General features: G+C 61.8%; 20 protein-coding genes, 1 tRNA gene, 1 pseudogene and 5 riboswitches. Of the genes and pseudogenes, 9 read left to right on the top strand and 13 right to left on the bottom strand.

The features are described 5' to 3' along the window. Positions 1 to 95 precede the first annotated feature (95 nt). Positions 96 to 180, top strand: a tRNA-Leu gene (locus PQQ96_RS24380). 174 nt (positions 181 to 354) lie between these two features. Further along, a pseudogene (locus tag PQQ96_RS24375) lies at positions 355 to 888 on the top strand (tyrosine-type recombinase/integrase); the annotation flags it as partial. 48 nt (positions 889 to 936) lie between these two features. Here the strand turns inward: PQQ96_RS24375 and PQQ96_RS24370 are convergent. From PQQ96_RS24370 to PQQ96_RS24325, 10 genes are all read right to left on the bottom strand, one after another. Next, positions 937 to 2,286: a voltage-gated chloride channel family protein gene (locus tag PQQ96_RS24370; RefSeq protein ID WP_408297443.1), complete on the bottom strand. Its 1,350-nt coding sequence runs from the start codon at positions 2,284 to 2,286 to the stop codon at positions 937 to 939. Between the two features lie 76 nt (positions 2,287 to 2,362). Continuing rightward, positions 2,363 to 2,429: riboswitch (Fluoride riboswitch) on the bottom strand. Between the two features lie 60 nt (positions 2,430 to 2,489). Then, positions 2,490 to 4,481, bottom strand: a complete 1,992-nt coding sequence (locus PQQ96_RS24365; protein WP_408297441.1) for a proton-conducting transporter transmembrane domain-containing protein — start codon at positions 4,479 to 4,481, stop codon at positions 2,490 to 2,492. Beyond that, complete coding sequence (locus tag PQQ96_RS24360; RefSeq protein ID WP_408297439.1) at positions 4,471 to 5,280, bottom strand: NADH-quinone oxidoreductase subunit B family protein; 810 nt, start codon at positions 5,278 to 5,280, stop codon at positions 4,471 to 4,473. The genes PQQ96_RS24365 and PQQ96_RS24360 overlap by 11 nt, the downstream gene beginning before the upstream one ends. Before the next feature lie 12 nt (positions 5,281 to 5,292). Beyond that, positions 5,293 to 6,780: a hydrogenase large subunit gene (locus PQQ96_RS24355; protein ID WP_408297437.1), complete on the bottom strand. Its 1,488-nt coding sequence runs from the start codon at positions 6,778 to 6,780 to the stop codon at positions 5,293 to 5,295. Continuing rightward, the gene (locus PQQ96_RS24350; RefSeq protein ID WP_408297435.1) at positions 6,777 to 8,252 is read right to left on the bottom strand and encodes a proton-conducting transporter transmembrane domain-containing protein; all 1,476 of its coding nucleotides are present in this window, start codon (positions 8,250 to 8,252) and stop codon (positions 6,777 to 6,779) included. The genes PQQ96_RS24355 and PQQ96_RS24350 overlap by 4 nt, the downstream gene beginning before the upstream one ends. A gap of 2 nt (positions 8,253 to 8,254) precedes the next feature. Further along, positions 8,255 to 8,935, bottom strand: a complete 681-nt coding sequence (locus tag PQQ96_RS24345; RefSeq protein WP_201141671.1) for a hydrogenase — start codon at positions 8,933 to 8,935, stop codon at positions 8,255 to 8,257. A 6-nt stretch (positions 8,936 to 8,941) separates the two neighbouring features. After that, positions 8,942 to 9,889 carry a respiratory chain complex I subunit 1 family protein gene (locus PQQ96_RS24340; RefSeq protein WP_408297433.1) on the bottom strand — a complete coding sequence of 316 codons (948 nt, stop codon included), beginning with the start codon at positions 9,887 to 9,889 and terminating at the stop codon, positions 8,942 to 8,944. Positions 9,890 to 10,126: 237 nt separating this feature from the next. After that, positions 10,127 to 10,198, bottom strand: a riboswitch (Fluoride riboswitch). A 50-nt stretch (positions 10,199 to 10,248) separates the two neighbouring features. Beyond that, positions 10,249 to 10,617, bottom strand: a complete 369-nt coding sequence (locus PQQ96_RS24335; protein WP_408297431.1) for a DUF190 domain-containing protein — start codon at positions 10,615 to 10,617, stop codon at positions 10,249 to 10,251. A gap of 260 nt (positions 10,618 to 10,877) precedes the next feature. After that, positions 10,878 to 12,170 (bottom strand): phosphopyruvate hydratase, encoded by a 1,293-nt coding sequence (eno, locus tag PQQ96_RS24330; protein ID WP_408297429.1) that lies wholly within the window; start codon positions 12,168 to 12,170, stop codon positions 10,878 to 10,880. Between the two features lie 118 nt (positions 12,171 to 12,288). Continuing rightward, positions 12,289 to 12,627, bottom strand: coding sequence for a DUF190 domain-containing protein (locus PQQ96_RS24325; RefSeq protein ID WP_408297427.1), 339 nt, complete (start codon positions 12,625 to 12,627; stop codon positions 12,289 to 12,291). A gap of 196 nt (positions 12,628 to 12,823) precedes the next feature. Continuing rightward, a riboswitch (Fluoride riboswitch) is annotated at positions 12,824 to 12,891 on the bottom strand. Between the two features lie 189 nt (positions 12,892 to 13,080). Continuing rightward, a riboswitch (Fluoride riboswitch) is annotated at positions 13,081 to 13,153 on the top strand. A gap of 176 nt (positions 13,154 to 13,329) precedes the next feature. Between PQQ96_RS24325 and PQQ96_RS24320 the strand changes: the two genes are divergently transcribed. After that, positions 13,330 to 14,067 carry a hypothetical protein gene (locus PQQ96_RS24320; protein WP_408297425.1) on the top strand — a complete coding sequence of 246 codons (738 nt, stop codon included), beginning with the start codon at positions 13,330 to 13,332 and terminating at the stop codon, positions 14,065 to 14,067. A gap of 102 nt (positions 14,068 to 14,169) precedes the next feature. Here PQQ96_RS24320 and PQQ96_RS24315 read toward each other — a convergent pair whose 3' ends face one another. The 3 genes from PQQ96_RS24315 to PQQ96_RS24305 form a co-directional block, all read right to left on the bottom strand. Continuing rightward, on the bottom strand, positions 14,170 to 15,720 hold the full coding sequence (locus PQQ96_RS24315; protein WP_408297423.1) for a MutS-related protein: 1,551 nt from the start codon (positions 15,718 to 15,720) through the stop codon (positions 14,170 to 14,172). After that, the gene (locus tag PQQ96_RS24310; protein ID WP_408297422.1) at positions 15,717 to 17,051 is read right to left on the bottom strand and encodes a MutS-related protein; all 1,335 of its coding nucleotides are present in this window, start codon (positions 17,049 to 17,051) and stop codon (positions 15,717 to 15,719) included. Before PQQ96_RS24310 ends, PQQ96_RS24315 begins: the two co-directional genes overlap by 4 nt. A 457-nt stretch (positions 17,052 to 17,508) precedes the next feature. Beyond that, positions 17,509 to 17,571: riboswitch (Fluoride riboswitch) on the bottom strand. 370 nt (positions 17,572 to 17,941) lie between these two features. Next, on the bottom strand, positions 17,942 to 19,009 hold the full coding sequence (locus PQQ96_RS24305) for an AraC family transcriptional regulator (protein ID WP_408297420.1): 1,068 nt from the start codon (positions 19,007 to 19,009) through the stop codon (positions 17,942 to 17,944). 155 nt (positions 19,010 to 19,164) lie between these two features. Between PQQ96_RS24305 and PQQ96_RS24300 the strand changes: the two genes are divergently transcribed. The 6 genes from PQQ96_RS24300 (at position 19,165) to PQQ96_RS24275 (ending at position 24,611) form a co-directional block, all read left to right on the top strand. After that, complete coding sequence (locus PQQ96_RS24300; protein ID WP_408297418.1) at positions 19,165 to 19,560, top strand: carboxymuconolactone decarboxylase family protein; 396 nt, start codon at positions 19,165 to 19,167, stop codon at positions 19,558 to 19,560. 35 nt (positions 19,561 to 19,595) lie between these two features. Then, on the top strand, positions 19,596 to 20,645 hold the full coding sequence (locus tag PQQ96_RS24295) for a beta-keto acid cleavage family enzyme (RefSeq protein ID WP_408297416.1): 1,050 nt from the start codon (positions 19,596 to 19,598) through the stop codon (positions 20,643 to 20,645). A gap of 105 nt (positions 20,646 to 20,750) precedes the next feature. Next, positions 20,751 to 22,055, top strand: a complete 1,305-nt coding sequence (locus tag PQQ96_RS24290) for an MFS transporter (protein ID WP_408297414.1) — start codon at positions 20,751 to 20,753, stop codon at positions 22,053 to 22,055. A gap of 13 nt (positions 22,056 to 22,068) precedes the next feature. Then, entirely contained in the window at positions 22,069 to 22,926 is an 858-nt protein-coding gene (locus PQQ96_RS24285) for an SDR family NAD(P)-dependent oxidoreductase (RefSeq protein WP_408297413.1), read from the top strand. A 119-nt stretch (positions 22,927 to 23,045) separates the two neighbouring features. Next, entirely contained in the window at positions 23,046 to 24,200 is a 1,155-nt protein-coding gene (locus PQQ96_RS24280) for a porin (protein WP_408297411.1), read from the top strand. 30 nt (positions 24,201 to 24,230) lie between these two features. Next, the gene (locus tag PQQ96_RS24275) at positions 24,231 to 24,611 is read left to right on the top strand and encodes a BON domain-containing protein (RefSeq protein ID WP_408297409.1); all 381 of its coding nucleotides are present in this window, start codon (positions 24,231 to 24,233) and stop codon (positions 24,609 to 24,611) included. Positions 24,612 to 24,656 lie beyond the last annotated feature (45 nt).

Below are 24,656 nucleotides of genomic sequence, written 5' to 3'. Positions count from 1 at the left end.
GAGAAGAAGGCAACCGGCTTGCCCGTCTTCGAATTTTCCGCCATAATCTGCGTCTTCGCCGCGCGCCGTAACCTGACGCGTGCGCTTGAAGACCTGCCCAGGTGGTGAAATTGGTAGACGCAGGGGACTCAAAATCCCCCGCCGCAAGGCGTGCCGGTTCGATTCCGGCCCTGGGCACCAAGACATAGTTTCAGACAGTCTCATGAAGTCCCGAAACCCGCGCCAATCCTAGCGATGACGCGGGTTTTGTGTTTCTAGTGGCCCTTGCAGTCCCGGGGCATCCCGTACTTTTGGGGGTAAAATCGGGGGTATGGTTTGCCGATTTGGGGGTAAACCGTCAACAGAGTTCCCGACATGACGACACCTCTCTCCGACGCCCGTTGCCGCAACGCTCGGTATAGCGAAGCCGGCGGTAACAAGCTCTTCGACGGCGGCGGCCTGTTTCTCGATCTGAGAAAAAGCGGTGCGAAGAAATGGCGCCTCAAATACCGATTCAACGGTAAAGAGAACCTGCTTTCGTTCGGCGACTATCCGGCCATCGGCTTAGCCGATGCGCGCGCCCGGCGTGACGAAGCAAAGCGCCAGCTCGCCGAGGGCAACGATCCCGCAATGCAGCGCGACCTTGAACGACAAGCGAAGTCCATCGCGGCGCTGAACACATTCGAAGCCGTGGCGCTTGAGTGGTTCGAAACTCGACAGGATATCTGGAGCGATTCACACGCAGAGCGTGTAATGAACCAGTTCCGCAAGGAGGTGTTTCCGCACATTGGGCGCCGGCCTATTTCGGAGATTGGCGCGCCTGAATTGCTTGCAGTGGTCCGCCGAATCGAAGCCCGGAGTGCACTAGAAACTGCCCGCAAAACATTGCAGAGTTGCGGGCAAGTATTCCGATTTGCAGTGAGCACCGGCCGCGCCGAACGCGACCCAACACCGGATCTAAGAAGCGCTCTCAAGACTCGGCCTGTTACGAACATGGCCCGTATTGAAGCGACCGAAATGCCAGAGCTCTTGGCTGCGACGCAACGCGGGAATTTCGGCGAGGCGCATGCCGGCAGGCAGGAGTGGGTGTTTGGCGTGGCCGACCCGTTGCGCGCGATAGATGCCGGTGTGCCCGGAAAAGAGGTAGCTAACGACACAAGCCAAGGCGGCGTACACACCAATCTGCGGGCCAAAGAGTTCGATCGCCATCAGGGTCGACGCGATCGGGGTATTCGCCGCGCCGGCGAACACTGCAACAAAACCGAGTCCCGCGAGCACCGGCACCGGCAACGCCAGCACGTGGCCCAGTGCATTGCCTAGCGTCGCGCCGATATAGAAGAGCGGTGTCACCTCCCCTCCTTTGAATCCGGACGCGAGCGTCACCACCGTAAAGCCGAACTTGCCCGCGAAGTCATACACCGGCAACGAACCGTTGAAGGCCTGCACGATGGTCGGAATGCCGAGACCCAGGAATTGTGGAACATTGAAGATCGTGGCAAGGATTGCCACGACAGCGCCGCCGATCAGCGGCCGGACCGGCGCGTAGGCGACCTTGCGCTTGATGAGCGCCGACAGCGCATGCGTCGAATCGGCAAAGAGCATCCCGACCACCCCAAAGGCCATTCCTGCGACGATAGCGGATCCCATCCCAAGCGCCGTGAGGGCCGGTACAAACGGGACCGTGTAGACGGTGTGGTGAATACCCCATAGGCGGCACACCACGTCGGCCATCACGGAGGAAGCGAGACAGGCAAACAGCGCGTCGTAGCGCAGCCGGCCGATTGCGAGCACTTCAAGACCGAAGATCGCACCCGCGAGCGGCGTGCCGAACACCGACGAAAATCCCGCCGCGATGCCGCCCATCAGCAGAATGCGACGCTCCTCGCGCCCAAGGCCAAAGAGTTGCGTGACACGATCGGCCAGCGCCCCGCCCATCTGGACCGCGGTGCCTTCGCGGCCAGCCGAGCCGCCAAACAGGTGGGTAATCACGGTGGCCACCAGCACGAGCGGCGCCATGCGCTTGGGCACGATCTTCTGCGGATCGTGAATCTCGTCGATCAGCAGGTTGTTGCCGCCCTCCACGCTCTTGCCGACGCGGTGATAGACCCAGCCGGTCAGGAACCCCGCGAATGGCAGCAACCAGAGGAGCCAGGGGTGGTCCATTCGGGTATCGGTTGCGCGATCCAGCGCAAAGAGAAAAAGCGCGGAGGCGGAGCCGGCCAGGGTGCCCAACACGCATGAAAGCAGCAGCCAGCGCGCGAGATACGGCACCATGGCGAACTGCTCGACAGACTTGAGATGTTTCATGATTTTCAGGTTCAATAGAACATCAAACCTGAGCGACAGGACGTCGCGTGGACGGCCTACGACCTCCTGCACTCAGGAATTCGTAGGCATCATCAGCCGGGGGACCGGCGGTTGTTTGGAGGAATGCCATCTCCAGCGGGCGTGATTTTAATCGAAGGATGCCGCGCTGCGCAAGAATTACGCGATGGTCCGCTCAAAGCAGGTTATACGAGTGTCAACGCCAGTATCGCCACCAGCAGGCCGCCGATCAGGGCGAGATAGAAGTTCAGGTTGCCGGACTGTAATGCGCGCAGCCGGTCGGCACACAATGTCACGATCCGGATTGCGGGCTCGAAGAGATGCCTTTCGAACAGGTCCGTCACCCCCTCGGAAAACACCAGTCGCTTGATGAAGTACTCGCGCTGCTCATGTTCGCGCTCGGTGCTCATGGTCGGCTGATACACGAAGCTGTAGAACGTGCGCATCGCATTCGAGAACGTCAGCGGCGTCGTCATCGCGTCACGGCCGTGCGAAGTCATGCCGCCAAACCAGACCGCCGTGCGCCGCACCGGGCGCGTTCTTGTGAGCCGCAACAGGGCGAGAGGGATGAGCGCCAGCAACGGCATCGCGATGATGAGCTTCGACGGCGAGATAAAGGCAAACTTGTCGGTCAGCGGCACCAGCAGCCATCCCGATACCATGGCCTGGGGAATGTTGGCCTGAAACAGCGTCTGGGCTCCGCTCGCCAGCGCGTTCAGCCACAAAGGCGCACCGACGGCCACCGCAAGCACGCAAAGTCCCAGCACGCCGACGGCCACGGCACTTCGTCGGGGCACCTGACGTTGATAGTCCGGGTCCGGCATTCCCAACAGCCCCAGCCCGAACAGTTTGACGAACGTGGCAAGTGCCACCGCCGCGGCGAGTGCGAGACCCGCACCAGCCAGCACCAGCACAAGACGCCCGGTGAAAGCCGATAAATGAAAGCCTTGAAACACCGACTGGAACACGTACCACTCGCTGACAAACCCCGCCTGCGGGGGAATCGATGCCAGACTCATCACCGCGAACAGTGCGCCGAGACCCAGCATGAAGCCGCTGTTTCTGATCCAGCCGCGCGGCACGACGTCGTAATTGCCCGTCGACGCCTGGATGCCGTCGGCAACCAGAAAGAGCGCGCCTTTGGCGAGCGAATGGCCGGCGAGATGCAACAACGCGACGGTCCACGCGAGGCCGGCGAGATCGTTCAGATGGTCGCTGCGAAAGAGTTGCGTCACGCCGAGCATCGCCACCGCGACCGACGCGTTCTCCGCGGACGAGTAGCTGAGCAGCGCTCTCCAGTCGTCTTGCTGGAAAGCGAACAGGATCGCCAGCACCGCGCTGACAACGCCAATCGCGATCGCGACTACGCCGAGCCCGAACGCCGTGCTGCTATCGTGGGCGACACCCAGCCAGCTGTTCCAGCCGCGGCTCAGCGCGAAATAGGCCGCATTGAGTACGACGCCGGAGAACAGCGCGCCCGTCGCACCACTGCCGCTCGAGTACGCACGCGGAAACCACTCGTAGAAAGGAATGAGGCCCAGCTTCGCGCCGAAGCCGATGAGCAGCGCGATACCGGCTATCCACGACAGCAGCGCTGACGTGTGGGCCGCATGGGCACTGAACGCGTCAAAGCCGATATCGGCCGACGCGTGATCAAGTAGCAGAATCGCGAAGACCAGCGCAATCGCGCCCACCTCGAGCAGCGCGAGCATGAGCAGCACGGGTTTGCCATCGGCTTCGCGCGCGCGCTCGCCGGCGAGCATCACCGCTCCCCCCAGGCTCATCACCTCCCAGGCGACGAGCATCGACATACCATCCTGCAGACCGAACACACCCAGTGCGCCGAGCAGGCTCAGCGATGCCCCCGCCAACCACGTGCCAGAACGGCCCGAGAGGGGCGAACCAATCCAGCAGGCGAAGATCGCCGGTACAAGACCGAAGCCGAGCAGCCAGAGCGCTGAGGGTTCAAGCGCAAAGGCGATGCGCTGCGAAGCGAGCGCAAACGGAAATTCAATGCGGGCGGGGGCGGTGGGCAAAGCGATCAGACACGCTGCGACGCCCAGCACGCAGCCAGCGGCCAGCAAATATCGGGGCAACGCGCGGACTGAGCGCATCGGCGAGAGGATGGCGGTGGCGAGCCACAGGACGCTCGCCGCCAGAATCAGGTCAGCGCTCAAGCTGCCCTCCTCGCATCCGTTGCTCCGCACGACCGACTATCAACAGCAACGCGTGAATGATCGCAGCAGGATTAGGCGGACAGCCCGGCAGGTAGACGTCGACCGGCAAGACGCCGTCGACGCCGCTGCCGCAAGCGTAATTTCCTTCGCTGACGCCACCCGACACCGCGCATGTCCCTGTCGCGATAACCCACTTCGGATCTGGCATCGCCTCATACGTCGCCAGCAGCGGCGCACGCATCGCGTGTGTCACCGGCCCGGTGATGAGCAGAACATCGGCCGCGCGCGGTGACGCCGTGAAGAAGATGCCAAGCCGGTGGAGGTTGTAGAACGGATTGTTCAACGCCTGCAGTTCCGATTCGCAGCCATTGCACGATCCCGCGTCGACATGGCGAATATGCAGACTGCGACGGAATGTGCGACGAGTCCGTTCGACCACCTCGCGTGGCACACGCGAAGCCATATCCTCGTCCCACACAAGGTCGTCCCGGTTCGCCACGCCAACCGCCCAGTCCGCCGATGGCGAGAAGGCGTCTGTGGGACACACTTCGGTACAGCGCTGGCAGACGATGCAACGGCCCCAATCCACCTCCGGAGCGATGTGCGCTCCCCGCTCGGGAGAAAACGTGATCGCGTGCGTAACGCATGCCTTGGCGCACGCGTCGCAACCATCCTGGCACCTGGCCGGATCGTAACGCGGCATGCCGAGCACGCCCTGCTGACCGTGCGCATCGCCCTTGAGCGGCCATTCGGTACTTGCGCTGCCGCTCGTCAGCCCAAACCAGGTCCATAGAGACATAGTCGCTCCGTCCTATCGCGCGCAACCCGAAATGGTCAAACCGAAGCTCGCTTCGTTGATCGCATAGTCCATCATGTTGCTGTCGTGCACGGTGAAGGGAAACACCCGCCAGTTGGAAAACGATGGCGACTTGATCTTCGCTCGCGCAATGCGTGACCTGTCATCGAGATGCAGCGCATAGAGCACGGTGCCCCGTGACGACTCAGCCCAACCGAGCCCCTCGGCGTTCGGTGCGCAGCGGCAAAGCTCGAGAAGTGGCCCGGGGGGAATACCGCGCATGATCGCGTCGTCGAGCAGCACCAGACTCGCACGGAGTTCCGCGATCCGCACCTTCATCCGGGCAAACGCGTCACCCTCGCTCCGGGTCACGACAGCGGGCGGCAGTTCATCGTACGCGGCATAAGGGTGATCCCGTCTGAGGTCCCGGTCGATGCCTGATGCCCGTTCGACCGGTCCCGTCGCCCCCTGATCGAAGGCGAGTTGCTGACTGAGCGGCGCTGTGGAAATGAGCCGATCGAGATGACTGGTGGTCCGCTCGATCAGGTCGACATACCGCTCCAGTTCGGGTCGGAGCGCCGCGACGCCCTCGGCAATCGCCACCACGTCCAGATCGCGGCGTACGCCGCCTGGCCAAACAATGCTGCGCAAGAGGCGACTCCCGCAGGCTCGCGCATTCATTTGCTTGGCACGCTCCTCAAGCAGCTTGCCCTGGGCCTCGCCGACCTTCAGCGTGGTCGTGTGGCACAGGTGGCCGAGGTAATGCAAGTGGTTGTAGACACGCTCGAGCTCCGCCACGATCACGCGAAGCCAGCGTGCGCGCGGGGGCACGATGCAGCCTGCGGCGTCTTCGACCGCCTGCGCATATGCGAGCGCATGCGCGACGCTATCGATGCCCGCAACGCGCTCCGCCAGTAGAACGCCCTGGTCGATCTCCATCCCCTCGAACTGCTTTTCCATCCCGCGATGTTTGAGGAATAGATTCGGGTGATAGTGAAGAATGCCTTCGCCAACGTAGTAGAAGATGAACTGCGCCGACTCGACGACATCCGCCCGCACCGGACCGAAAGGCAATAACTGCACATGCTTGCCGGAGACCTCCGGCAGTGTCGGGGCTGGAAGCGAACGCGCGACGCTCGCATGCGATGCATCCACCGGCTCGAGCGGCCCGCGCGCCGTCGGCGGCAAAAATGCGGTGACGAGGCGCTCGGGTTCCGGATGGCCGGCAAACGCGACACCGCTCATTTCCATAATCTCGCGCTCGTACCAACCGAGCAGCGGGCACCTGCTGGCAAGACTGGGAACCGGCGCGTTGCCCGTTTCAATGCGCCAGCTCACGAACTCTCGCTGGCCAGGTGCCGTCGCGATATAGCGCATTTCCGGAGCGTCCGGTCGCGGGAACCACGCGTACGCGACCTGCATGCGTCCTCCGCGGCCGAGCAGATCGTCGGCGGCCGCGCCGAGTTCGGCGAGCGTGACTTCCTTGAGCGCGCAGTTGTTCATCGCGTCTGCCCTCCCAGATCCGCGGCAACCATTTCAAAGAAACGCCACAGGTCTTGCGGCCACCACACACCGAGGACCAGTACCGGCACAAAGGCGAGCCACATCGGAACCGTCATCCACGCGCTCGGGTTCACCGTGCATTCCGTTGCCCTGGTCGACCCCGCAGGCCGGGCTTCGAAGTACATGGCCCTGAAGTGGTTGAGAAAGCCGATGAAGATCACGATCAGCAGTAGCAACATCACGATCACGGCCCAAACGTTCGAGCTCGCCATCCCCGCGCGCATCAACGTCAGTTCGCTCAGAAAAAGACCGAACGGCGGCGCTCCCGTGATCGCCACTGCGCCGGCCAGCCACAGTGCACCCGTGACAGGAAAGCGATCCCAAACGTGGCGGATTTCACCCATGTCCTTGGTGCCGAACATACGCATGACGTTTCCGGCGCCGAAGAACATCAACGACTTGTTCAGTGAATGGTTGAGCATGTGATACAGCACCGCAGCAATCGCGAGCGGTCCGCCGAATCCTAATCCGAGCGCCAACACGCCTATATGCTCGACGCTGGAATACGCCATCAGTCGCTTGACGCCCTCCTGACGCACGATGAACAGCGCGGCGACAAAGAGCGAAAACGCGCCGAGCGCAACAAGCACGGTGCGCGGCAGCAGCGATGAACTGGCGGCATCGGTGATCGTCAGGAAGCGTGCGACGCCAAGCATCGCCGTATTCAGTAGCGCACCGGAGAGCATCGCGGACACAGGCGCCGGCCCCTCACTGTGTGCATCCGGCAGCCACGTATGCATCGGTGCGAGGCCAGCCTTGGTGCCATAGCCGACCAGCACGAGCAGGAATGCCATCTGGGTGAGCGCGGGATTCATCCTGGGAGCCGTTCGGCGCAGCGTGTCCCACGTCATGTCGTAGGTCGGGCCGATGACAAGACTGCCCGCCCAGTAGAAGAGCACCGTTCCGAGCAACGCAAGGCTGATGCCCGCGGACACCACAATGATGTATTTCCACGCGGCTTCGATCGCTTCCTGGCCGCGCTCGAAGCCTACGAGGAATGTGCTAACGAGCGTGGTCAGCTCGATCGCGATCCAGTAGACACCGATATTGTTCATGATCGGCCCACAGATCATCGTCGCCGCGAACAGAGCAAAGAGTGCATAGAAGTTCGGCAATCGCTCACGCTCCTCTGCTAGCAGCCGCATATAGCCAACCGCATAGATCGAAGCGAGGCAATACACGAGCGCCGTGCAAACAAGGGTCCAGGCGGCCAGTGCATCGACCACCACGTAGTCGTGCAAAAAGCGATGTCCATCCTTGACAGTGCAGACGAGCGAAACGGCAGCGACCACGCAGACAATCGACGCGGCCAGGTTCGCATACTCGGCGACGTGCGCGCGCCGGCTCGCCGCGCAGATTACTGCCGCGGCGACCGGTGCAACGACGATCACGACGCTCCATGTTTCGATCATGTTCACCCCACCAGCCGTCTGAGTTCACGGCTGCTCGTGCTGCCGACGTGTGCGACCAGATAGCGAACCAGTACGCCGAAACTCACGACGATAACGAGCAGATCGAACAGCAACACCAGTTCGATCAGCATTGGCATACCCGGCACGAGGATCTGGGAGCCCAGGAAGATACCGTTCTCAAGGATCAGGAGGCCCAGCACCTGGCTGATCGCCTCATGGCGCACTGCCAGCATCAGAAAGCCGATGAGCTTCATGGAGAGCATCACCGTGAGCGCCAGCACTACCACCGTGCCGCCCAGGCCCAGCGCATTGCCCAGATGGTTCGACACGACAAACGCGAAGAGCACCAGCAACGCACCCAGCACGATGCTTGAGCTTGGCTGCAGGATCACATGCAATTCCCGCTCGACTTCGAGGCGGATGATGATTCGCCAGATCAGATAAGGCAGTACCAGGCCCCGAAAAAGCGCGGTGAGAAGCGCGATCAGATACAGCTCGTGGTAGTTGCCGTAGTAGCCCACCGCGCCGGAGAGCGCCGCGATCAGCCACGATTCGGCCATGAACGCGAGCAGATAGTCCTTCAGCCAGCGCGAACCCAGCATCACAAACGCAAGCAGCAGACTGCCAATCGCCAGCAGGCTGAAGAGCGATGCGGCAAGCGGACTCAGGTGGGCGAGCAGCATGACATGTCACCGAAGCTGGTTAGCGGCGATCGCAAGCACCGCCAGCATGAACGACGCCGCAAGCGGCTCCTGATAGCGGAAGAAGCGCAACCTGGATTGCGCCGTCTCGACGACAACAACGACGAGCACGACCAGCAACATACGCAGGAAAAGACCGATCGCCGCACCCAATGCACCCACCGTCGTGCCATGCTGCGACAGTCCCCACGGCAAGGTCAGCACGTTGCAGAAAATGGTGTAGAGAATGAACTGCTTCATCATCGACGCCCACTTGAGGAGCGCCAGAAGCGGCCCGGAGTACTCGAGGATGCGGGCCTCTTCGATCATGTACACCTCGATGTGCGTGCTTGAGTGAATCGGCAAGCGGTCTGTTTCGACGAGCAGCAAGACGAAAAACGCGAAGACGAGAAACAGGTGTGCCGGACTCCAGTACACGGATGGCTGTGCCACAAGCAGATGGTTCACGACGAACGGCAGCATGGCCTTGGCGAGCAGCGTGATGCCGACCAGCACGAGGATCAGCGTGGGCTCCGCGAGAATGCCGAGCATCACCGAGCGGCTTGAGCCAATGCCGCCATAGGCGCTTCCCGAATCCAGACCCGCCAATACGACCGCAAACGACCCGAATGTCAGAATGAGGCCGCCGCCAAGGATGTCGCCCATGTCGGAAAGCGGCAGTGGAAAGTCAGTGAGCACCGGGATGAGGATCGGCACCGTGAGCATGCAGGTGAACGCGACTACCGGTGCAGTCCAGTAAATCCATGAAGCGGAGTTGGGCACGACGAGTTGCTTATGGAAGAGCTTCCACAGGTCCCGATACGGCTGGAAGATGCCTGGGCCGCGTGCGCGTTGCACACGCTCTTCCCATTGCAGGATGACGCCTTGCAGAAGCGGTGACAGTGCGATGACGGTCACCACCTGGGCAATCTGGAGGGCGACGTCGCGCATGTTCATGCACCCTCCGTGAAGACGAAGGGTTGCCGAACGACACCTTGGGACCGGATTTCAACGCACGGGCTGATCGCTACGCGAAGGCGCGGCAAAGCGTACGGACGGGGGCGGCAACCATTGCCGCGCGGCGACTCGCTTGCGCATTCCATGTTTTTTGCGTTCTTGTAGGCAACGATATGCCCGGAATGCTCGAAAAGGCGAGCCGGCTGAAAAATGCCTACCGGCCCCGAAGCGCCCGGGGACCCTGTAGGCATCATTAGCCGCAAAGCCTGCTAGCGGCGGTTAGGGAGGAATGCCATCTCCACAAAAATCAGTTTTGAGTATAGGTGACGCGCCGACGCTTGCAAGGTTTGCGTTTCCTTCTATCCCGTTGACCGGCCGAACAGGGAAAAATGCTTCGACGGTTTGTGCGGGACGTCGTTACCGATCACACCGAACTCAATCGGAAAGCGCATGTAGAAAACGTGCACGTTTTCTGCGCGCACGAGATCCAGAAGCTGCCCAGCTTCCTTTTCAGTCACAGCAAGAATGATCTGCACCGGCTGATCGTCGAGCCTGAGCATGTGGGCCGCATGATGCGAGCCCGCGTGGCCGATGCCTTCGGCGCAATTGATGACGGTCGCGCCACCGATACCGAGTTGGCGAACCTCATGCAGCAGCCATTCGCATACGGTCTGATGGCCGTGCTTCCTGTTCTGCTCCGTATAGAACGTCAGTTGATAGCCGTTCATCGTGCATCTCCGCCGCCCACCGGGTCCTTGCGGCACGAGCGGCGCGCACGTGGCTGCGTCCACTACCCGGAGTAACACCGCGTTGCTCGACCGGGGCAGGCCCGGTCATCACCGCTTGATTCATTCTAGTTCACAGCCACTGCAACACACGATTGTGCCATGCAGCATCGCGCCCGCGCAGCGGGCGATCGTCCGTGCCGGGTGACGGAACTCGCGCGTGACACCCCATGACTGGATCCAGCCTTGCCGTCAGGCACCTTCTATGAGTGCTGCCGGAATGAGTCCTTGCCGGCAAACACGGCGTCCCGCCCCAGCATTCTTTCGATTGCAAGCAAACGGTTGTACTTCGCCACGCGTTCGCCGCGCGCGGGTGCCCCGGATTTGATCTGGCCACAGTTAAGCGCGACCGCCAGGTCCGCGATGCTCGTATCCTCCGTCTCGCCCGAACGGTGCGACACCAGGCACGTGTATCCCGATGACTGCGCGAGCCGCGCAGTATCGAGCGTTTCTGTCACCGTGCCAATCTGGTTAAGCTTGATCAATATGCTGTTGCAGCAGCCCTCCCGGATACCACGGCTCAGGAACTTGCGGTTTGTGACGAACAGATCATCACCGACGATCTGCACGCGCCCGCCAAGCTGCGCGGTCAGACTGGCGAATCCCGTCCAATCGCTATCCGCGAGCGGATCTTCAAGCGAGACGATGGGGTACCGGGCAACCCACGTTTTCCAGTAGTCAATCATCTCGTCCGACGACAATGTCAAACCGTCACGCGTCAGGTGATACCGGTCATCGTGATAGAACGACGATGCCGCAGGGTCCAGACCGATTGCGACATCGTCTCCCGGACGATAGCCCGCACGTTCGATTGCGCGCATGATCGCTTCCATTGCCGCGACGTTCGACGGCAGGTGCGGAACGAACCCGCCCTCGTCGCCTACGTTCGTCGCCGTCCCCAGTTCTGCGAGAACTTCGCGCAGCGCGTGATATGTTTCAGTGCCATAGCGCAGTGCTTCCCGAAACGTCGGCGCGCCGAGCGGCACGAGTTTGAATTCCTGAACATCGGGACCGTGATGTGCATGTTTGCCGCCGTTCAACACGTTGAACATCGGCACAGGCAGCACGTGTGAATTGGCGCCTCCCAGGTAGCGGAACAGCGGCAACCCACAGGCCTGTGCGGCAGCTTTCGCGCACGCCAGCGATACGCCGAGAATCGCATTGGCCCCGAGGCGACTTTTGGATTCCGTGCCGTCCAGCTCGATCAGGGTCGTGTCAATGCGCCGCTGGTCGTCCACTCGCATACCTTCCAGCGTCTCGGCGATCGATTCGTTGACGTTGCGCACGGCATCAAGCACACCCTTGCCGCCGTAGCGGGAGCTATCACCATCGCGCAACTCAACGGCTTCGAATTCCCCCGTCGACGCACCGGAAGGAACCGCAGCGCTTGCCTGGATGCCATCCAGCAACTCAACGGTGACCTCGATCGTCGGGTTGCCCCGGGAATCGAGCACTTCGTCCGCGGTAATGCGCTCTTTCGCTGCAAGCGTGCCCATGGTCGTGCTCCTCGCCGGCGCTGTCGCCGACATCGACTGACTCCATGACGGATCGTCGCGCGGGCCTGAATGACCTCCCGCGGTAAGTTCTCGCCGTTCGGCATAGCACTGGGGTCCGCTACTCGCCGCCGTCTCTCACGCCTGCGCCCAACACCTCGTATTCGATACGACAGCGCGTGTAGAAGAGTTCAACACCGCCGTGTCGAAGGATATCGAGCAGTGCATCGATGCGTGCATCCTCCGCGGCCACCGTGACCACGACGGGCTGGTCAACCAATTCAAAAAAGCGCGCCGCGTGGTACTTGCCATGCGCGTCGATGCTTTCGCTCACTTCGATCACCGTTGCGCCCTCAATGCCGGTTTCTTTTGTCTTGCCCAGAATCCAGTCGACGACGGTCATGTGACTCTTGCGGTGGCTCTGATTGGCTGCAAACACCGTCAATTGACTGCCTTTCATGAGGCGCTCCAATTGGTCCACGAAGAATGCATGAAACGTCGTTGCGCGCCGGACGCGCCACGATACGCACGGATGCTTCGAGTGACGGACACGTACAACCTTGCCGCAATGATGATAAGCACAGGAAGCCAGATTCGAGTCGGGTACAAATCTGGCCAGCGGGACGCGGGGACATGCCCACGACCTCCTGACTCAGGAACTCGTAGGCATCATCAGCCGGGCTAGACCGGCGGTTCGGGGAGGAATGCCATCTCCACTGCATTCAGTGTAGCAAGGAAACTGCAGGGCGGTTCAGCTGTAGCTTTGTGCCGGGACTACGGTCCTGATTGCATTTCGCACCGCAGCAGTTCGATCCCGTGACCAAAAGCTCTGATCAAAAGGCTCGCAACAAACGCCGCAGAGCTCGTGATTGCGCGCGTTGCAAAGCGCGAACGCGGTGAATAGAATGAAAATGTCAAGACGGGAGATGGCATTCCTCCCTGAATCGCTGCTTGCATACGCTGCGGCTGATGATGCCTACAGTCCCCTGGAGAAGGGCAGTAGAGCGGCAACACCCCTCTTGTCCAGGTTTGCTTCGCTGTTCGCAATCTGGGCATTCTGACGTGCGCACCTTCCCCTCGGTTTCCCCAAATTGCGTCTCGCGTGCCGACGCTTCGGGTTTCACGCGCATGCGTGGTCACGACCTATCCGGGAGACGATGCCATGCATGAAGCAGGTAAAGCCGAATCCGCGCGAACCTTCGTGCTATCAGACGGTGAAGTGGATTTCCTCTGGTGGTTTATCCAGGGCAGCATCATGGACCCCGGCGTGCGCGCGCGCCTTTATGCGCACTGGGGCCTGTGCTCGCGCCATAGTCTCGCCTTCTTTGTCGTCGAAGCGGCATTCCGCCCTCATCTGATTCACGGCTGCACGATTCTGTATGGGGAACTGATGCGCCGCGCGATACACGTCCTGGACGATCGTGGCATCCATAGCCTTGTCCCGGGCAGTGTCTCGCGGCACCTCTTGCATGCGCCCGGCCCGTGCCATCTTTGCGACCTCGGCTACCACGAGCGCTCCGAAGGCAATGCGCCACCCGATCGGCTGGCGCAGGGACGGGACATGACGAACGCCGCGCGCTTCGCGGCGGACAACCGGCGTGGATGGCTCCCGTATGTATGCGGCCGGTGTGCAGGGACCGATTCGCCCGTCCTTTGCCGCTTGCATCTGATCGAGGCTATGGAGCGTGAAGGCGCGCAAACCGCAAAGTCCCAGCATGCAAACATCGTCAGCATTTCCGCCCACCTTTCGACGTTCGAGAACGCGTTCCGATGGGATCTGCGGGGCACCGATACGGAGGAAGATCGGGGCGCACTCATTAGCGCCATCGGCTGGTGCAGTGGATGGGCCGAATTGGTCCGAAGTCTGTTACCGCTTGAGGGAAAGATATGCAGGCCATGAACGTCATGACGGCGTCCCGGCTCCGTCCGCTACAGCAATCAGGAAATGGCGAATGCGTCGGTTACGTTCGACCGGACTGCTGCGTGTGCGATAGGCGGTACGCTAAACAACCTTCGACAGATCGGCAGAAGCGGGCTCGCCATGGGCGTGCTCTTTACCTTGTGACAGAAAGATCTGCCTATACAGATCTTCTCCATAGCTGGTCTCCAATGGCTCAGCATCTACCAATCTGAACGTGCGCTCTCCGTCGGGTCGCCGCTCCGCTCTCAGGAACATCATGCCCTGCGTCTTCTGCTCATGCAGCCCGTGAGCCAACGCGTACAGGTGCGTCACGAATACGATTTTCACGCGTTTCTGCAACAACGCCACGATGATCTGTCGTGCGATCTCGGAACCCTCGCGCTCGTTGGTTGCGGAAAAGGATTCGTTGCACAACAACAGTGAGTGTTCCTTGATGTGTTCGACAATTTCGCCCATTCGCTGGAGTTCCTCATCGAGCTTGCCGCTCTTCATCGATGCATCTTCCTGCCGCTTGTAGTGGGTCAAGATCCCGTCGCACACGTTCGCCGAGAACGACGCCGCTGTGACGAACATTCCGCATTGCATCATGATCTGCGCCAGTCCAACCGCTCGCAGGAACGTCGACTTGCCGCCCTGATTGGCACCCGTGATGACGACGAGTTCCTTGCCATCCCCGTGCACGTCATTGCCGACGGGGGCGCGTCCACTGCGCAGTGCCAGGCTCGCGCCGTACAACCCTTCAATGGCGTGCCGTCTTTCAATACGCTCCCGCGGAACCGGAACGCACATGGCGAGGCCCCGCCGTGTCAGTTCGTGATGCAGATTGACGCAACCGAGGTAGAAAGCCAGTTCAGTGCGCAACATCGTAAAGAAGCTGAGAATATGGTCGGCTGATTGCGCAAGCGCATTGGCGACGAGATTGATCCCCCGCGCCTCCAGTTCCGCCAATGCACGGGCGCCATTCTCGTCTCGATCGGCAATACGGAAGGTCAACGACGGCGACCGTTTGACGAGCAGGCGCATCAGAAAATTGGGATCCTTTCCGTGCGGCTTTCGAAGCACGTAGCTGATTCCCTTGTTGCCCGTGCCCAGTCCGGCACTGATCAGCACTCCTCCACCGAACTTGAGCTCCTTGAGACATTGCCGGATCGCCACAAAATACTCGTTCGTCAACTCAAGCTGGATCATCGAGAAAAATTGGGCGAACCCTTCTGACTGGAACTGCCCCGCCTGCGAGTCCGCCACAGTCCTCAGCGTCTTCAGCACACCGACAAATTGCTGGATCATTTCCCGCGCACCGTACAACACCGAACTGGCTGACGAGGAGAAGAAACTGTAGTAACTCTTGCGCTCTGTTTCGATCGCCTCGATCGCGATAGCGTACAGCTGTCGAACCGTGGCTTCGTGAATGATGCAGTCGTTGAGAATGCTCTGGCGATAGGCAATTTCGTCCAGAATGACCGAGCTGACCGGTACGACCCGCTTGATGACGTCGTAGAGAAACGCGTCTCCCTGCGCCATCGTCTGATAGAGCGTGTTCAGTTCCAGGTCCTGTACCAGCGCCGGCTCGTTCCACTGCGCCTCCCGGTGCATATTGAAGTCGTGGTCCCTGTAGAGGAGATATGCCTTCATAGCCCGAGCCGCTCCTTCAGATGGTCATAGGTCAAGCCATAGTGTTCTGCAACCGACACCGCATACGCCCGACCGTCAGCGGGTTTTCTTCTCACCCGGTAGGTGCGGGAAGCCGGGGCCCCCGGCTTGATCTCGCTGACCATGCTCACGACCTGTTCGCCGAGATGCGCGAGCTCCTCGATGAAGGTGACGCAAACGCACAACGCTTCACGCTCCAGTATCTCGCCGACGACTTTCCTACTCAGGAGGAGTGCGTCAGTCAGCGTTGTCGAGCTGAAGATCTCGTTCATGATGATGACGCTGCGCGACGTGGCGTGCGTCATGATGTGATGAACGCGCATCAGGTCGTCCTGGAGTTTGCCGCGCAGATCCTTGGTATTTTCTTCGCGCTCGAAATGCGTAAATAGCCGGTCGTACAGAAAGAGCGTGGCATTGCGGCCAGGAACTGGACAACCAATCCTCGCCAGATAATGCAGTTGGCCAAAGGTGCGGGCAAAGGTCGTTTTCCCGCCGTTGTTGGGACCCGATACAACAATCAGGCGTTCTTCGCCATTCAGATGAAAATCATTCTGGACGACACGCGCGTTTTCTCTCGCAAGCTTGTGCGCGAGCGCCAGATCGAATGTCTCGTCGCAGCGCTCGGCCTTGTTGCTGGATGACACGCGCGGGTAGCAAAAAGACAGGCCCGCCGCTTTACAGCTATCGATGTAGTGGCGGTACGCGAGGTAAAACTGGACTTCCCGGTCGAACGTCCGGATCGTGGCATCGAGATAGCTCGCGTTGTTCGCGCAGTATGTGGCGAGCTCCGCGAACTCCTGCGGGTGCAGTTGCGCGACGAAGTCCAGGACGTGGGCTTCGACGTGATTCATGTCCAGCCAGTCGCGCAACTCGACGCGATGATCCTTGACCACCCCCTGCTTGAATTTTTCGAAGATCCGCAGAACGTCGCCACTGTAGTCAATTTCCGCATCGTAGTGGCGTACCGTGACGGCGTGTCCCTTGATGAGCACGCAATATCGAATCGCCGAAAGGCACTTCTTGATCTGGTCTGCGTCATGTGTGAGCGACTGAAAGCGCTCCGATGCAACATATCCAGTCAGGTATTGATGAAACGTCCTTAGTCCTTTCGACATGGGCGCCGCCAGCGGCAGATCCCGGGCAAAGGCCGCAAGTGTCTCGCAGTGGACCACGATCGCTTCGAGGAACCACCACTCCTTCTGGAGCGGGTAGCGGAGCTTTTCCGCCTGTGCCAGGTGCTCGCGCATTTTGCGCATGCCCTGGGCGAAAGCATTGATGCTGCCAAGCACACCGGCATTGTCGAGATCCTGCATGACCTCGTGCCGATACGCGATCGCTTCCTCACGCGACAGCTCGGTATAAAAGAACGGCTTCAGATTGTAGTCGTCCCATCCGATCGTGACGGCGGAGACTATCTGGTCGAGATTGAGATCACGGAAAAAATCCGACTCCGGCACGTCATCGCGCGTGGGTCCGTCCCCTGATTTTTCGAACAGGATGCTGTGAAAGACCATGCGTACCTCTTCCCGTTTGGCAGCCGCACACCTGCGCCTGCAACCAGATTCCGTCCACCGCGCGAGTACTACTTCCACGCGGCGGGCAGAGCCTGAGCAGAGATTCCTACGTCCGGCTACGCGCTCAACTGCAATCAGCGACGCGGACAGAAGTGATCGGTACGGTGATGAGAACTGGGAGGGAACGCCAGCTTGACGATGGCGCGCGCTTCAGACAAACGAAGCGAGTCGAGGCGTGCCCACAGTACCCTAACCCAGGCCTGTAGGCATCATTAGCCCCTGCGGGCGGTTTTGGAGGAATGCCATCTCCACTTCAATTCTCAGTCTATGCCGTGCAACACACGGATACAAGCTGCTGGCGGAGTCAGCCTCGCCGCGCGGACCTGCAGCCCAGTTCGACCCGTTGCCGACATTCAGTATCGGCGTTGGTGCGGCGGTTACGGGTTGCTTTGCGGACATTCACACCTCGACAGCCGCGAGACGCTATAGGGGACCATGTTGGTGAAGACAGCGAGGTCGACGAGCGCCTCGAACTATCCGGAGAGATTTGGCGAGATCGTGGACTGGGCCGCGTCTGGTTGGCCGGCGCTACGTGCGTTAGAGCCACACCCGTCGTGGCGGCCGACGCAACTCTAGCTGCCTTGCGCGCATGCCGAACCCTGAGCGCCCAATCAGGAAACAGCGAATGCTCAGTGCCCGACGTCCTTGCGCGTCGCCGACGCCGCCGTGGCCCGCTTCCTCCCCGGCCTGGCACGCGGACTCTGTCCTGACGCGTTGAACTGGCTTGGACTGCATCCGAAACGCGATCTGAACCACCGAGTGAACGCGCTCGGCTCCGAGAATCCGAGCAAGCCCGAGATTTCCGAAAATGGCCGTTCGCGCCGCTCCAGATAGCGCAACACCAGTTCGCCGCGCACCGCATCCAGTATCGACGAGAACGTCGTGTCCTCTTCGGCGAGATGTCGGTGCATCGTGCGACGGCTCATGCCCATCAGCCGCGAAATCGTGTCAATCGAACTACGACCTGAGGGCAGGAGCAGAAATACCAGCTTGTGCACCTCGTCGGCCAGCGGGAGATCGCCCGCATTAACCACGTCGCCCAGATAGCGGTGCACATATCGCACCATCACCGGGTCTGCCGATGGCAGCGGTAGCTCGAGATCCTTGACGTCACAGACGATACCCGTGAACGCATGGCCGAACCCGACGTTCGGCCCGAATACGCGCGTATGGACCGTGCGTTCGGCGGGCGCTCCGTGCGTGAAGCAAACCGCTTTCGGATGCCACTCGTCGCCGAGAAAAAAGCGCAGCAAGCGGAACATGACCGCGAGCGCTAGCTCGGCTCCCTGGCGCACAGGCACGCCCTCGCCTGCCAGCAGTTCCTCGCGAATGATCGCCACATTCGCCTCTTCCTCGATGCTGATGAACAGCGCCTCGTTCTGGAGATGGCTGTAGCGTGCCGCGGCGTTCAGCGCGTGGCGCAGCGTCGGCTCGTCGCGCACCGCGAGCGCGAGCGGACCCAGATTCGATGCCCGGCGCGTCTCGGCCATGCGCAATCCGAATGTCTCGACGCCACTCCTCTGGGCTGACAGTTCGAGCAGCAGCGCAACCTTTTCGGCCGGAATCCTGAGGTCGATCTCGCTCAGGCAGTCCACCGGCAGCCCGACTTCCGCAAGCATGCGATAGGGGTCGAGCCCCGAGGCGCGGGCAACGTCCGCGTAATGGGTCAGGCTCGCGCTGCGTACGAGTTTCGGCATGAGGGTCTTCCCGGGTTGTCCCCATATGTTAAGAAGTTGACCCGTAAAGTCAAGCCTCGATGAGGACCGGCACCTAGAATCGGTTCATCACCTGCACGACTGTTGCACAGAAGCGCGATGCAGGTTTCCCCATTAAATGCGAAGGATTTCTTCTTATGAACACGAACGGCGCCAAGGCCACCCCGATCTGCGATGCGCTGCGCGCGAGCGGCAACTGGAATCCGAACTGGGAGCCGTTTGCGAAACTCGATCCTGCCTGGACCGAGCAATTCATGGCGATGGGAATGGCGCCGATGATCTCAGGCGTGCTCGACGCGAAGACAATTGAGTTCATCGCAATCGCCGTCGACGCGTCGTGCACGCATCTGTACGCGCCCGGCGTGCGGCGGCACATCGGCAAGGCACTCGAGTTGGGCGCGACGAAGGAAGAAATCACCGCCGTGCTGCAGTGCGTATCCGTGCTCGGGATCCATACGATGAGCCTTGCGGCCCCGATCCTGATCGAAGAGGCGGCAGCGTACGAAAGCCGGGTAGAAGCCACCCCAAAGTAAGCAACAACCGATTCCAGATTCCACAAGGACACATCATGCAATTTCTTGACGACTCCCTGTTGCCCGAGAACCAGGACAAGCTCGTGATCCAGGTCGCGCCCTATGGCCCTCAGTTCCTGCCGAGCGACTCCGACGATATCGCGGTGAGCATGGACGCGCAGATCCAGAAGGCCGTCGACTGCTACAACGCCGGTGCCACTGTGCTCCACGTGCATGTGCGCGAGGAAGACGGCAAGGGCGCGAAGCGCCTGTCGAAGTTCAATGAAACGTTGGCCCGGTTGCGCGAAGCGGTGCCCGACATGGTGCTGCAAGTGGGCGGCTCGATCTCGTTTGCGCCGGAGAGCGAAGGCGAGGCGGCCGAGTGGCTCAATGACGACACGCGGCACATGCTGGCCGATCTCACACCCGCGCCTGACCAGGTGACCATCGCCATCAACACCAACCAGATGAACGTCACCGAGCTGCTCACTCCCGAGGACTGCGGCGATACCTCGATAGGCCACCCCGCTTACTTCCACGCCTACAAGGAAATGTGGATCCCCTCGGGGCCGACCTTCGTCGAGGAGCACCTCAAGCGGCTGCAGGCCGCCGGCATCCAGCCTCACTTCATGCTCGGCGATGTCGGTCAGCTCGAGAGCGTGGAAAGGCTGATCCGGCGCGGCCACTATACCGGTCCGCTGGTGCTGAACTGGGTCGCCATCGGAGGCGGGGCCGATGGCCCCAATCCGCGCAACCTGATGGAGTTCATCAATCGCTGCCCGCAAAACGCGGTGCTGACCGTCGAAAGCCTGATGCGCCACGTGCTGCCGCTCAACACGATGGCCATCGCGATGGGCCTCCATGTGCGGGTCGGTATCGAGGACAACCTCTGGGGCAGACCCGGCGAACGCATGACATCCGTGCAGCAGATCGAACAGGTGGTTCGCATTGCTCGCGAACTGAACCGGGACGTCGCAAGCGGCGAGGATGCGCGCCGCATCTACAGGATCGGCGAGCGCTACGGCAGCGTCGACGAGACCTTGAGCGCACTGGGCTACGCGCCGAACCGCCGGCCCGGCCAGCGCGGATTCCGGATCGCGGCCTGAATGCGCGGGGCTGCGGGCGCACCCGCCACGCAGCCCCGCTTCACACCCGTCGTAGAAGAGCACGACAAGACATCACTCGAGCGGAGCGGATCCATGGAAACATGCATGGCCTGGAAGAAGTACCCCAGCGCGATATTGGCGACGCTGCTGCTCACCCATATCCTCGCGCACATCGACCGCAACATCCTGCTCGGCTTCTCATCGAGCCTGATCGCCGACCTCGGGCTTTCCAACCTCCAGTACGGGCTTCTGGTGGGCGCCGTGTGGGTCCTCAGCTATGCGGTGATGGCCCTGGTCACAGGCACATTCGCGGACCGTTTCAGCCGCACCTGGGTCATCGCGGCAGGACTGCTCGTCTGGAGCATCTGCACGGCCGCGTCCGGCTCCGCCCACAGCTTCGGGCAACTGGTCGCCGCCCGTTTCTTCGTGGCGACCGGCGAAGCAGCGCTGGTCCCGGCAGCGGTCGGAATCCTCGCCGAGGTCTTTTCGGCGCGTCGCCGCGGCACGGCGCTCGGACTGTTCTTCATCGGCATTCCGCTCGGAGTCGGCTTCAGCTTCCTGCTCGCCGGAACCTTAGGCGCGGCGTACGGCTGGCGCACGACGTTCCATGCGCTCGGGGCAATCGGCGCCCTCATGGCAGTGTGCCTCGCACTCCTCAAGGACGACCGCGCGCAAGATGCCGGCACCGCACGCGGAGCGCCGTTCGCCGAGCAATTGCGCGAAGTCCTGCGCGTGGTGCGCGGCAACCCTGCGCTGCAACTGGCGATCGTCGGGTTCGTCCTCGCGCATCTGGTATTTGTCGGCCTCTCGTTCGCCCAGCTTTGGCTCGCGCGCGAACGCGGACTGGATCCGGCCGGCATCACGCGCGTCATGGGCGGTGTGCAGATCGTCTTCGGCACGCTCGGTGCCATCCTCGGCGGCGCAACGGGCGACCGTTTCGCGCGGCGCTGCGCCGGCGGGCACGCAGGTTTCATGGCGATGCTCGTAGGCGTATGCGCGCCGCTGATGATCGCTTACCGCTTCGCACCTGCGGGCTCCCCATTGTTCTACGCCGGCATGTGCGCGGGCGCCTTCCTGCCGCTCGCGCTCTACGGGCCGGCCATCGCCGTTATCCAGGGCCACGTGCCGGCGCGGATGCGCTCGACGATCACGGGTCTGACGATGACGCTCATCAACATCTTCGCGATCGCGCTCGGTAACTTCGCTGCCGGTGCGCTGATCGACCGGCTCGCGGCTGCCGGCGTCCACGGGCCGTTGACCCTGGTACTGCTGGGGACCGACCTGCTCGCCATTGCGTCGTTGCCGTGCTTTCTCGCACTCGCCCGACGCTCCGGTTCGCGAGACACACAAGGTGGCGCGGAACTGGAGAGCGCAGGCACCGATTCGCCCCACCAGCAACCCCAGAACTGAAGGAATACCAATCATGCAAAGCACCATCGAGCAATCCCGCGCGGGCGAGCGCCCGCTGACTCAGCGCGTGGCGCTGGTGACGGGCGTCGGGCCCGGTCTTGGCCGGGCGTGCGCAGTCGCGCTGGCCCAGGCCGGCGCCGACGTTGCAATCTGCGACGTCGACACCGCGACCCTGGAGGCGACCCGCGCCGCTGTCGAAGCCGAGGGTGCGCAATGTCTTGCAGTTCGCTGCAATGTGTCGTCCAGCGTCGACGTGCAGGGCATGTTCTCGCGGTTGACCGAGCGGTTCGGCACGCTTCACATCCTCGTGAACAATGCGGCACTTACGCCGAACCGGCCGGAGGACGCGCGCCGGCGCAACATTCACTACGGCTATGTCACGACGCCCGTGCCGAGGCAGTCGCTGGGATTTACGAGCGGCATGAGCGACGAGGACTGGCAGCGTTACTGGGGGGTGAACGTTCATGGCGTGTTCCATTGCACGCGGGAAGCACTCAGGCTGATGGAGCCGCAGCGCTACGGGCGGATCGTCAACGTCGCGTCGATTGCCGGCATCAGCCCCATGAGTGCGCACAGTCCGCATTACAGCGCGAGCAAAGGGGCCGTCATCGCATTCAGCAAGTCGCTGGCGGCCGAGGTGGCGGGCGCCAACATCTATGTCAACGTACTCGCGCCCGGCGGGGTCGCCACGCCGGAGTTCAACGCCTATCTCGGCTCGCTTGGTGAAGAGGCGCGCAACCGGCTGTGGCAGATGGTTCCGTCAGGTCGCCTCGGCACACCCGAGGAATACGCATCCACGGTCATCCACCTGGCCGGCGATCACTACCTCGTCGGGCAGGTCATCAGCCCTAATGGCGGAGCGGTGATCTGAGTCTCACTACGCCCGGTTGTCCGCCCGATGCCGGACGACCGGGCGCCCCGGTTTCATTCGAGCATTGGCCTTACGTCCGCCGGATCGATCCGGTCATCCCACACAAATCTGGAGACGAAATGAAATTGAAGTGGAGTGGCGCTGCGGCGCTTGTGGTGTTCGCCGGTGCGGCGCACGCGCAATCGTCGGTGACGCTGTATGGCGTCATCGATTCAGGTTTCCTCTATCAGAGCGCGAATGCGGCGAACTTCCAGTCCAAAGTTGATCTCGGCCATGTCTACGAGCTCAAGGACGGCGGCATCTATTCGAGCATCTGGGGTTTGAAGGGCACGGAGGACATCGGCGGCGGCTACCAGGTCAACTTCAAACTGCAGGGGGCCTTCAACAGCAGCAACGGGAAAACCGGATTGGCCGACGCGCCGACCGCCACTGCGATGTTCAACCAGCAGACGACTGTGGGCGTTTCGTCTCCGTACGGCTCCCTCGACCTGGGCCGGCAGATCGTGCCGATGATCTACGCGATGGCCGACACCGACGTTCGCAACGCCCAGTACTTCGGCTCGGTCCTGACCGGCTGGCTCGGCCTGAACCAGGCTGCGGGCTGGCAGGGCACCAGCACGAACGGCCCGATCGGCGCGCTCTATGACGACAACGCGATCGTCTACCGGTCTCCGAAGTTCTATGGCGCATCGCTTGCGCTCGAGTATGCGCCAGGTGGCGTCGCGGGCCAGTTCCAGGGCGGCACGCGCGAATCGGCCGTGCTGCAGTACTCGAACTACGGCCTGAACCTCGCGGCCGTGTATTACAACGGACATGACACCAACCCGTTCACGACGACGTCCACCGGCACCATCGTCACCGCGCCGTCGACCGGGCTGAACAACAATCAGTTCTACTATCTTGGCGCGCAGTACACGTTCCGCGGCTTGTCCGTATCGTCGTCATACAGCCGCGCCAGGGATCCCGCGAATACGGGCGGGCCTAAAGGGTTCAACCTGGAGATGTTCTCCGGAGGGCTCGGCTACAGGTTCGGCCCGACCTTCAAGGTCACGTCGGGCTTCTATTACCTGCACGACCGCAACGTTGGAGCCAATCACTCGACTGAATACGCTCTGGGCGCCGAATACAACCTGTCCAGGAGCACCCTCGCCTACGCTCAGTTCGGCTACGTCGACAACCATGGCGACATGAGCCAGACGATCACTTACGGCGCGCCAGTTCCGGAAGGCAGGTCGGCCACGGCGGCAATGATCGGCATTCGCCACAGCTTCTGATCCCACTGCACACAACAACTGGAGCATTGCATGACGACAAAGAGGATACCCAGGATCGCCGGCGCCGTACTGTTCGCGCTCGCATCCGTTCATGCCTGGGCGCAGGCGGACGCAAGTGCAGCAGGCGCCGCTTCGAACGCGACCACCGCCGCCTCAGGCGGCTTGACAGGCAAGGACACCCGCGCGGCCAATCGCGCGCTGCGCAGGAAGGTCTACGCCGCCATCGTCGAGCACAAGGAGATCAACGCCGGTGACATCAGCGTCGTTGCGAAGGGCGGCGCGGTGACGCTCAACGGCACGGTCGTGGACGCTTCGCAGATCAACAAGGTCGCCGGGATCGTCCAGGGTGTTCCCGGCGTGAGGTCTGTGACCAGCAAGCTGACCGTCAAGAAGCCGTTCGGCGGCCAGTAGGCGAGGTAGGCCGGTCAACCGGCGCGGCAGCGGCTTCTCGCGGCG

The organism is Paraburkholderia sediminicola, from assembly GCF_046027825.1.
Taxonomy (GTDB): Bacteria; Pseudomonadota; Gammaproteobacteria; order Burkholderiales; family Burkholderiaceae; genus Paraburkholderia; species Paraburkholderia sediminicola_D.
Note: the sequence above shows the minus strand (reverse complement) of the source record. Positions and strands in the feature narration are given on the sequence as shown.

What these genes read in the sequence shown, in the direction of transcription:
- PQQ96_RS24370 (WP_408297443.1), bottom strand. Translation starts at nt 2,286, where the DNA reads ATGAAACATCTCAAGTCTGTCGAGCAGTTCGCCATGGTGCCGTATCTC.
- PQQ96_RS24360 (WP_408297439.1), bottom strand. Translation starts at nt 5,280, where the DNA reads ATGTCTCTATGGACCTGGTTTGGGCTGACGAGCGGCAGCGCAAGTACC.
- PQQ96_RS24355 (WP_408297437.1), bottom strand. Translation starts at nt 6,780, where the DNA reads ATGAACAACTGCGCGCTCAAGGAAGTCACGCTCGCCGAACTCGGCGCG.
- PQQ96_RS24350 (WP_408297435.1), bottom strand. Translation starts at nt 8,252, where the DNA reads ATGATCGAAACATGGAGCGTCGTGATCGTCGTTGCACCGGTCGCCGCG.
- PQQ96_RS24345 (WP_201141671.1), bottom strand. Translation starts at nt 8,935, where the DNA reads ATGCTGCTCGCCCACCTGAGTCCGCTTGCCGCATCGCTCTTCAGCCTG.
- PQQ96_RS24340 (WP_408297433.1), bottom strand. Translation starts at nt 9,889, where the DNA reads ATGAACATGCGCGACGTCGCCCTCCAGATTGCCCAGGTGGTGACCGTC.
- PQQ96_RS24335 (WP_408297431.1), bottom strand. Translation starts at nt 10,617, where the DNA reads ATGAACGGCTATCAACTGACGTTCTATACGGAGCAGAACAGGAAGCAC.
- eno (WP_408297429.1), bottom strand. Translation starts at nt 12,170, where the DNA reads ATGGGCACGCTTGCAGCGAAAGAGCGCATTACCGCGGACGAAGTGCTC.
- PQQ96_RS24325 (WP_408297427.1), bottom strand. Translation starts at nt 12,627, where the DNA reads ATGAAAGGCAGTCAATTGACGGTGTTTGCAGCCAATCAGAGCCACCGC.
- PQQ96_RS24320 (WP_408297425.1), top strand. Translation starts at nt 13,330, where the DNA reads ATGCATGAAGCAGGTAAAGCCGAATCCGCGCGAACCTTCGTGCTATCA.
- PQQ96_RS24315 (WP_408297423.1), bottom strand. Translation starts at nt 15,720, where the DNA reads ATGAAGGCATATCTCCTCTACAGGGACCACGACTTCAATATGCACCGG.
- PQQ96_RS24310 (WP_408297422.1), bottom strand. Translation starts at nt 17,051, where the DNA reads ATGCAGGATCTCGACAATGCCGGTGTGCTTGGCAGCATCAATGCTTTC.
- PQQ96_RS24305 (WP_408297420.1), bottom strand. Translation starts at nt 19,009, where the DNA reads ATGCCGAAACTCGTACGCAGCGCGAGCCTGACCCATTACGCGGACGTT.
- PQQ96_RS24300 (WP_408297418.1), top strand. Translation starts at nt 19,165, where the DNA reads ATGAACACGAACGGCGCCAAGGCCACCCCGATCTGCGATGCGCTGCGC.
- PQQ96_RS24295 (WP_408297416.1), top strand. Translation starts at nt 19,596, where the DNA reads ATGCAATTTCTTGACGACTCCCTGTTGCCCGAGAACCAGGACAAGCTC.
- PQQ96_RS24290 (WP_408297414.1), top strand. Translation starts at nt 20,751, where the DNA reads ATGGCCTGGAAGAAGTACCCCAGCGCGATATTGGCGACGCTGCTGCTC.
- PQQ96_RS24285 (WP_408297413.1), top strand. Translation starts at nt 22,069, where the DNA reads ATGCAAAGCACCATCGAGCAATCCCGCGCGGGCGAGCGCCCGCTGACT.
- PQQ96_RS24280 (WP_408297411.1), top strand. Translation starts at nt 23,046, where the DNA reads ATGAAATTGAAGTGGAGTGGCGCTGCGGCGCTTGTGGTGTTCGCCGGT.
- PQQ96_RS24275 (WP_408297409.1), top strand. Translation starts at nt 24,231, where the DNA reads ATGACGACAAAGAGGATACCCAGGATCGCCGGCGCCGTACTGTTCGCG.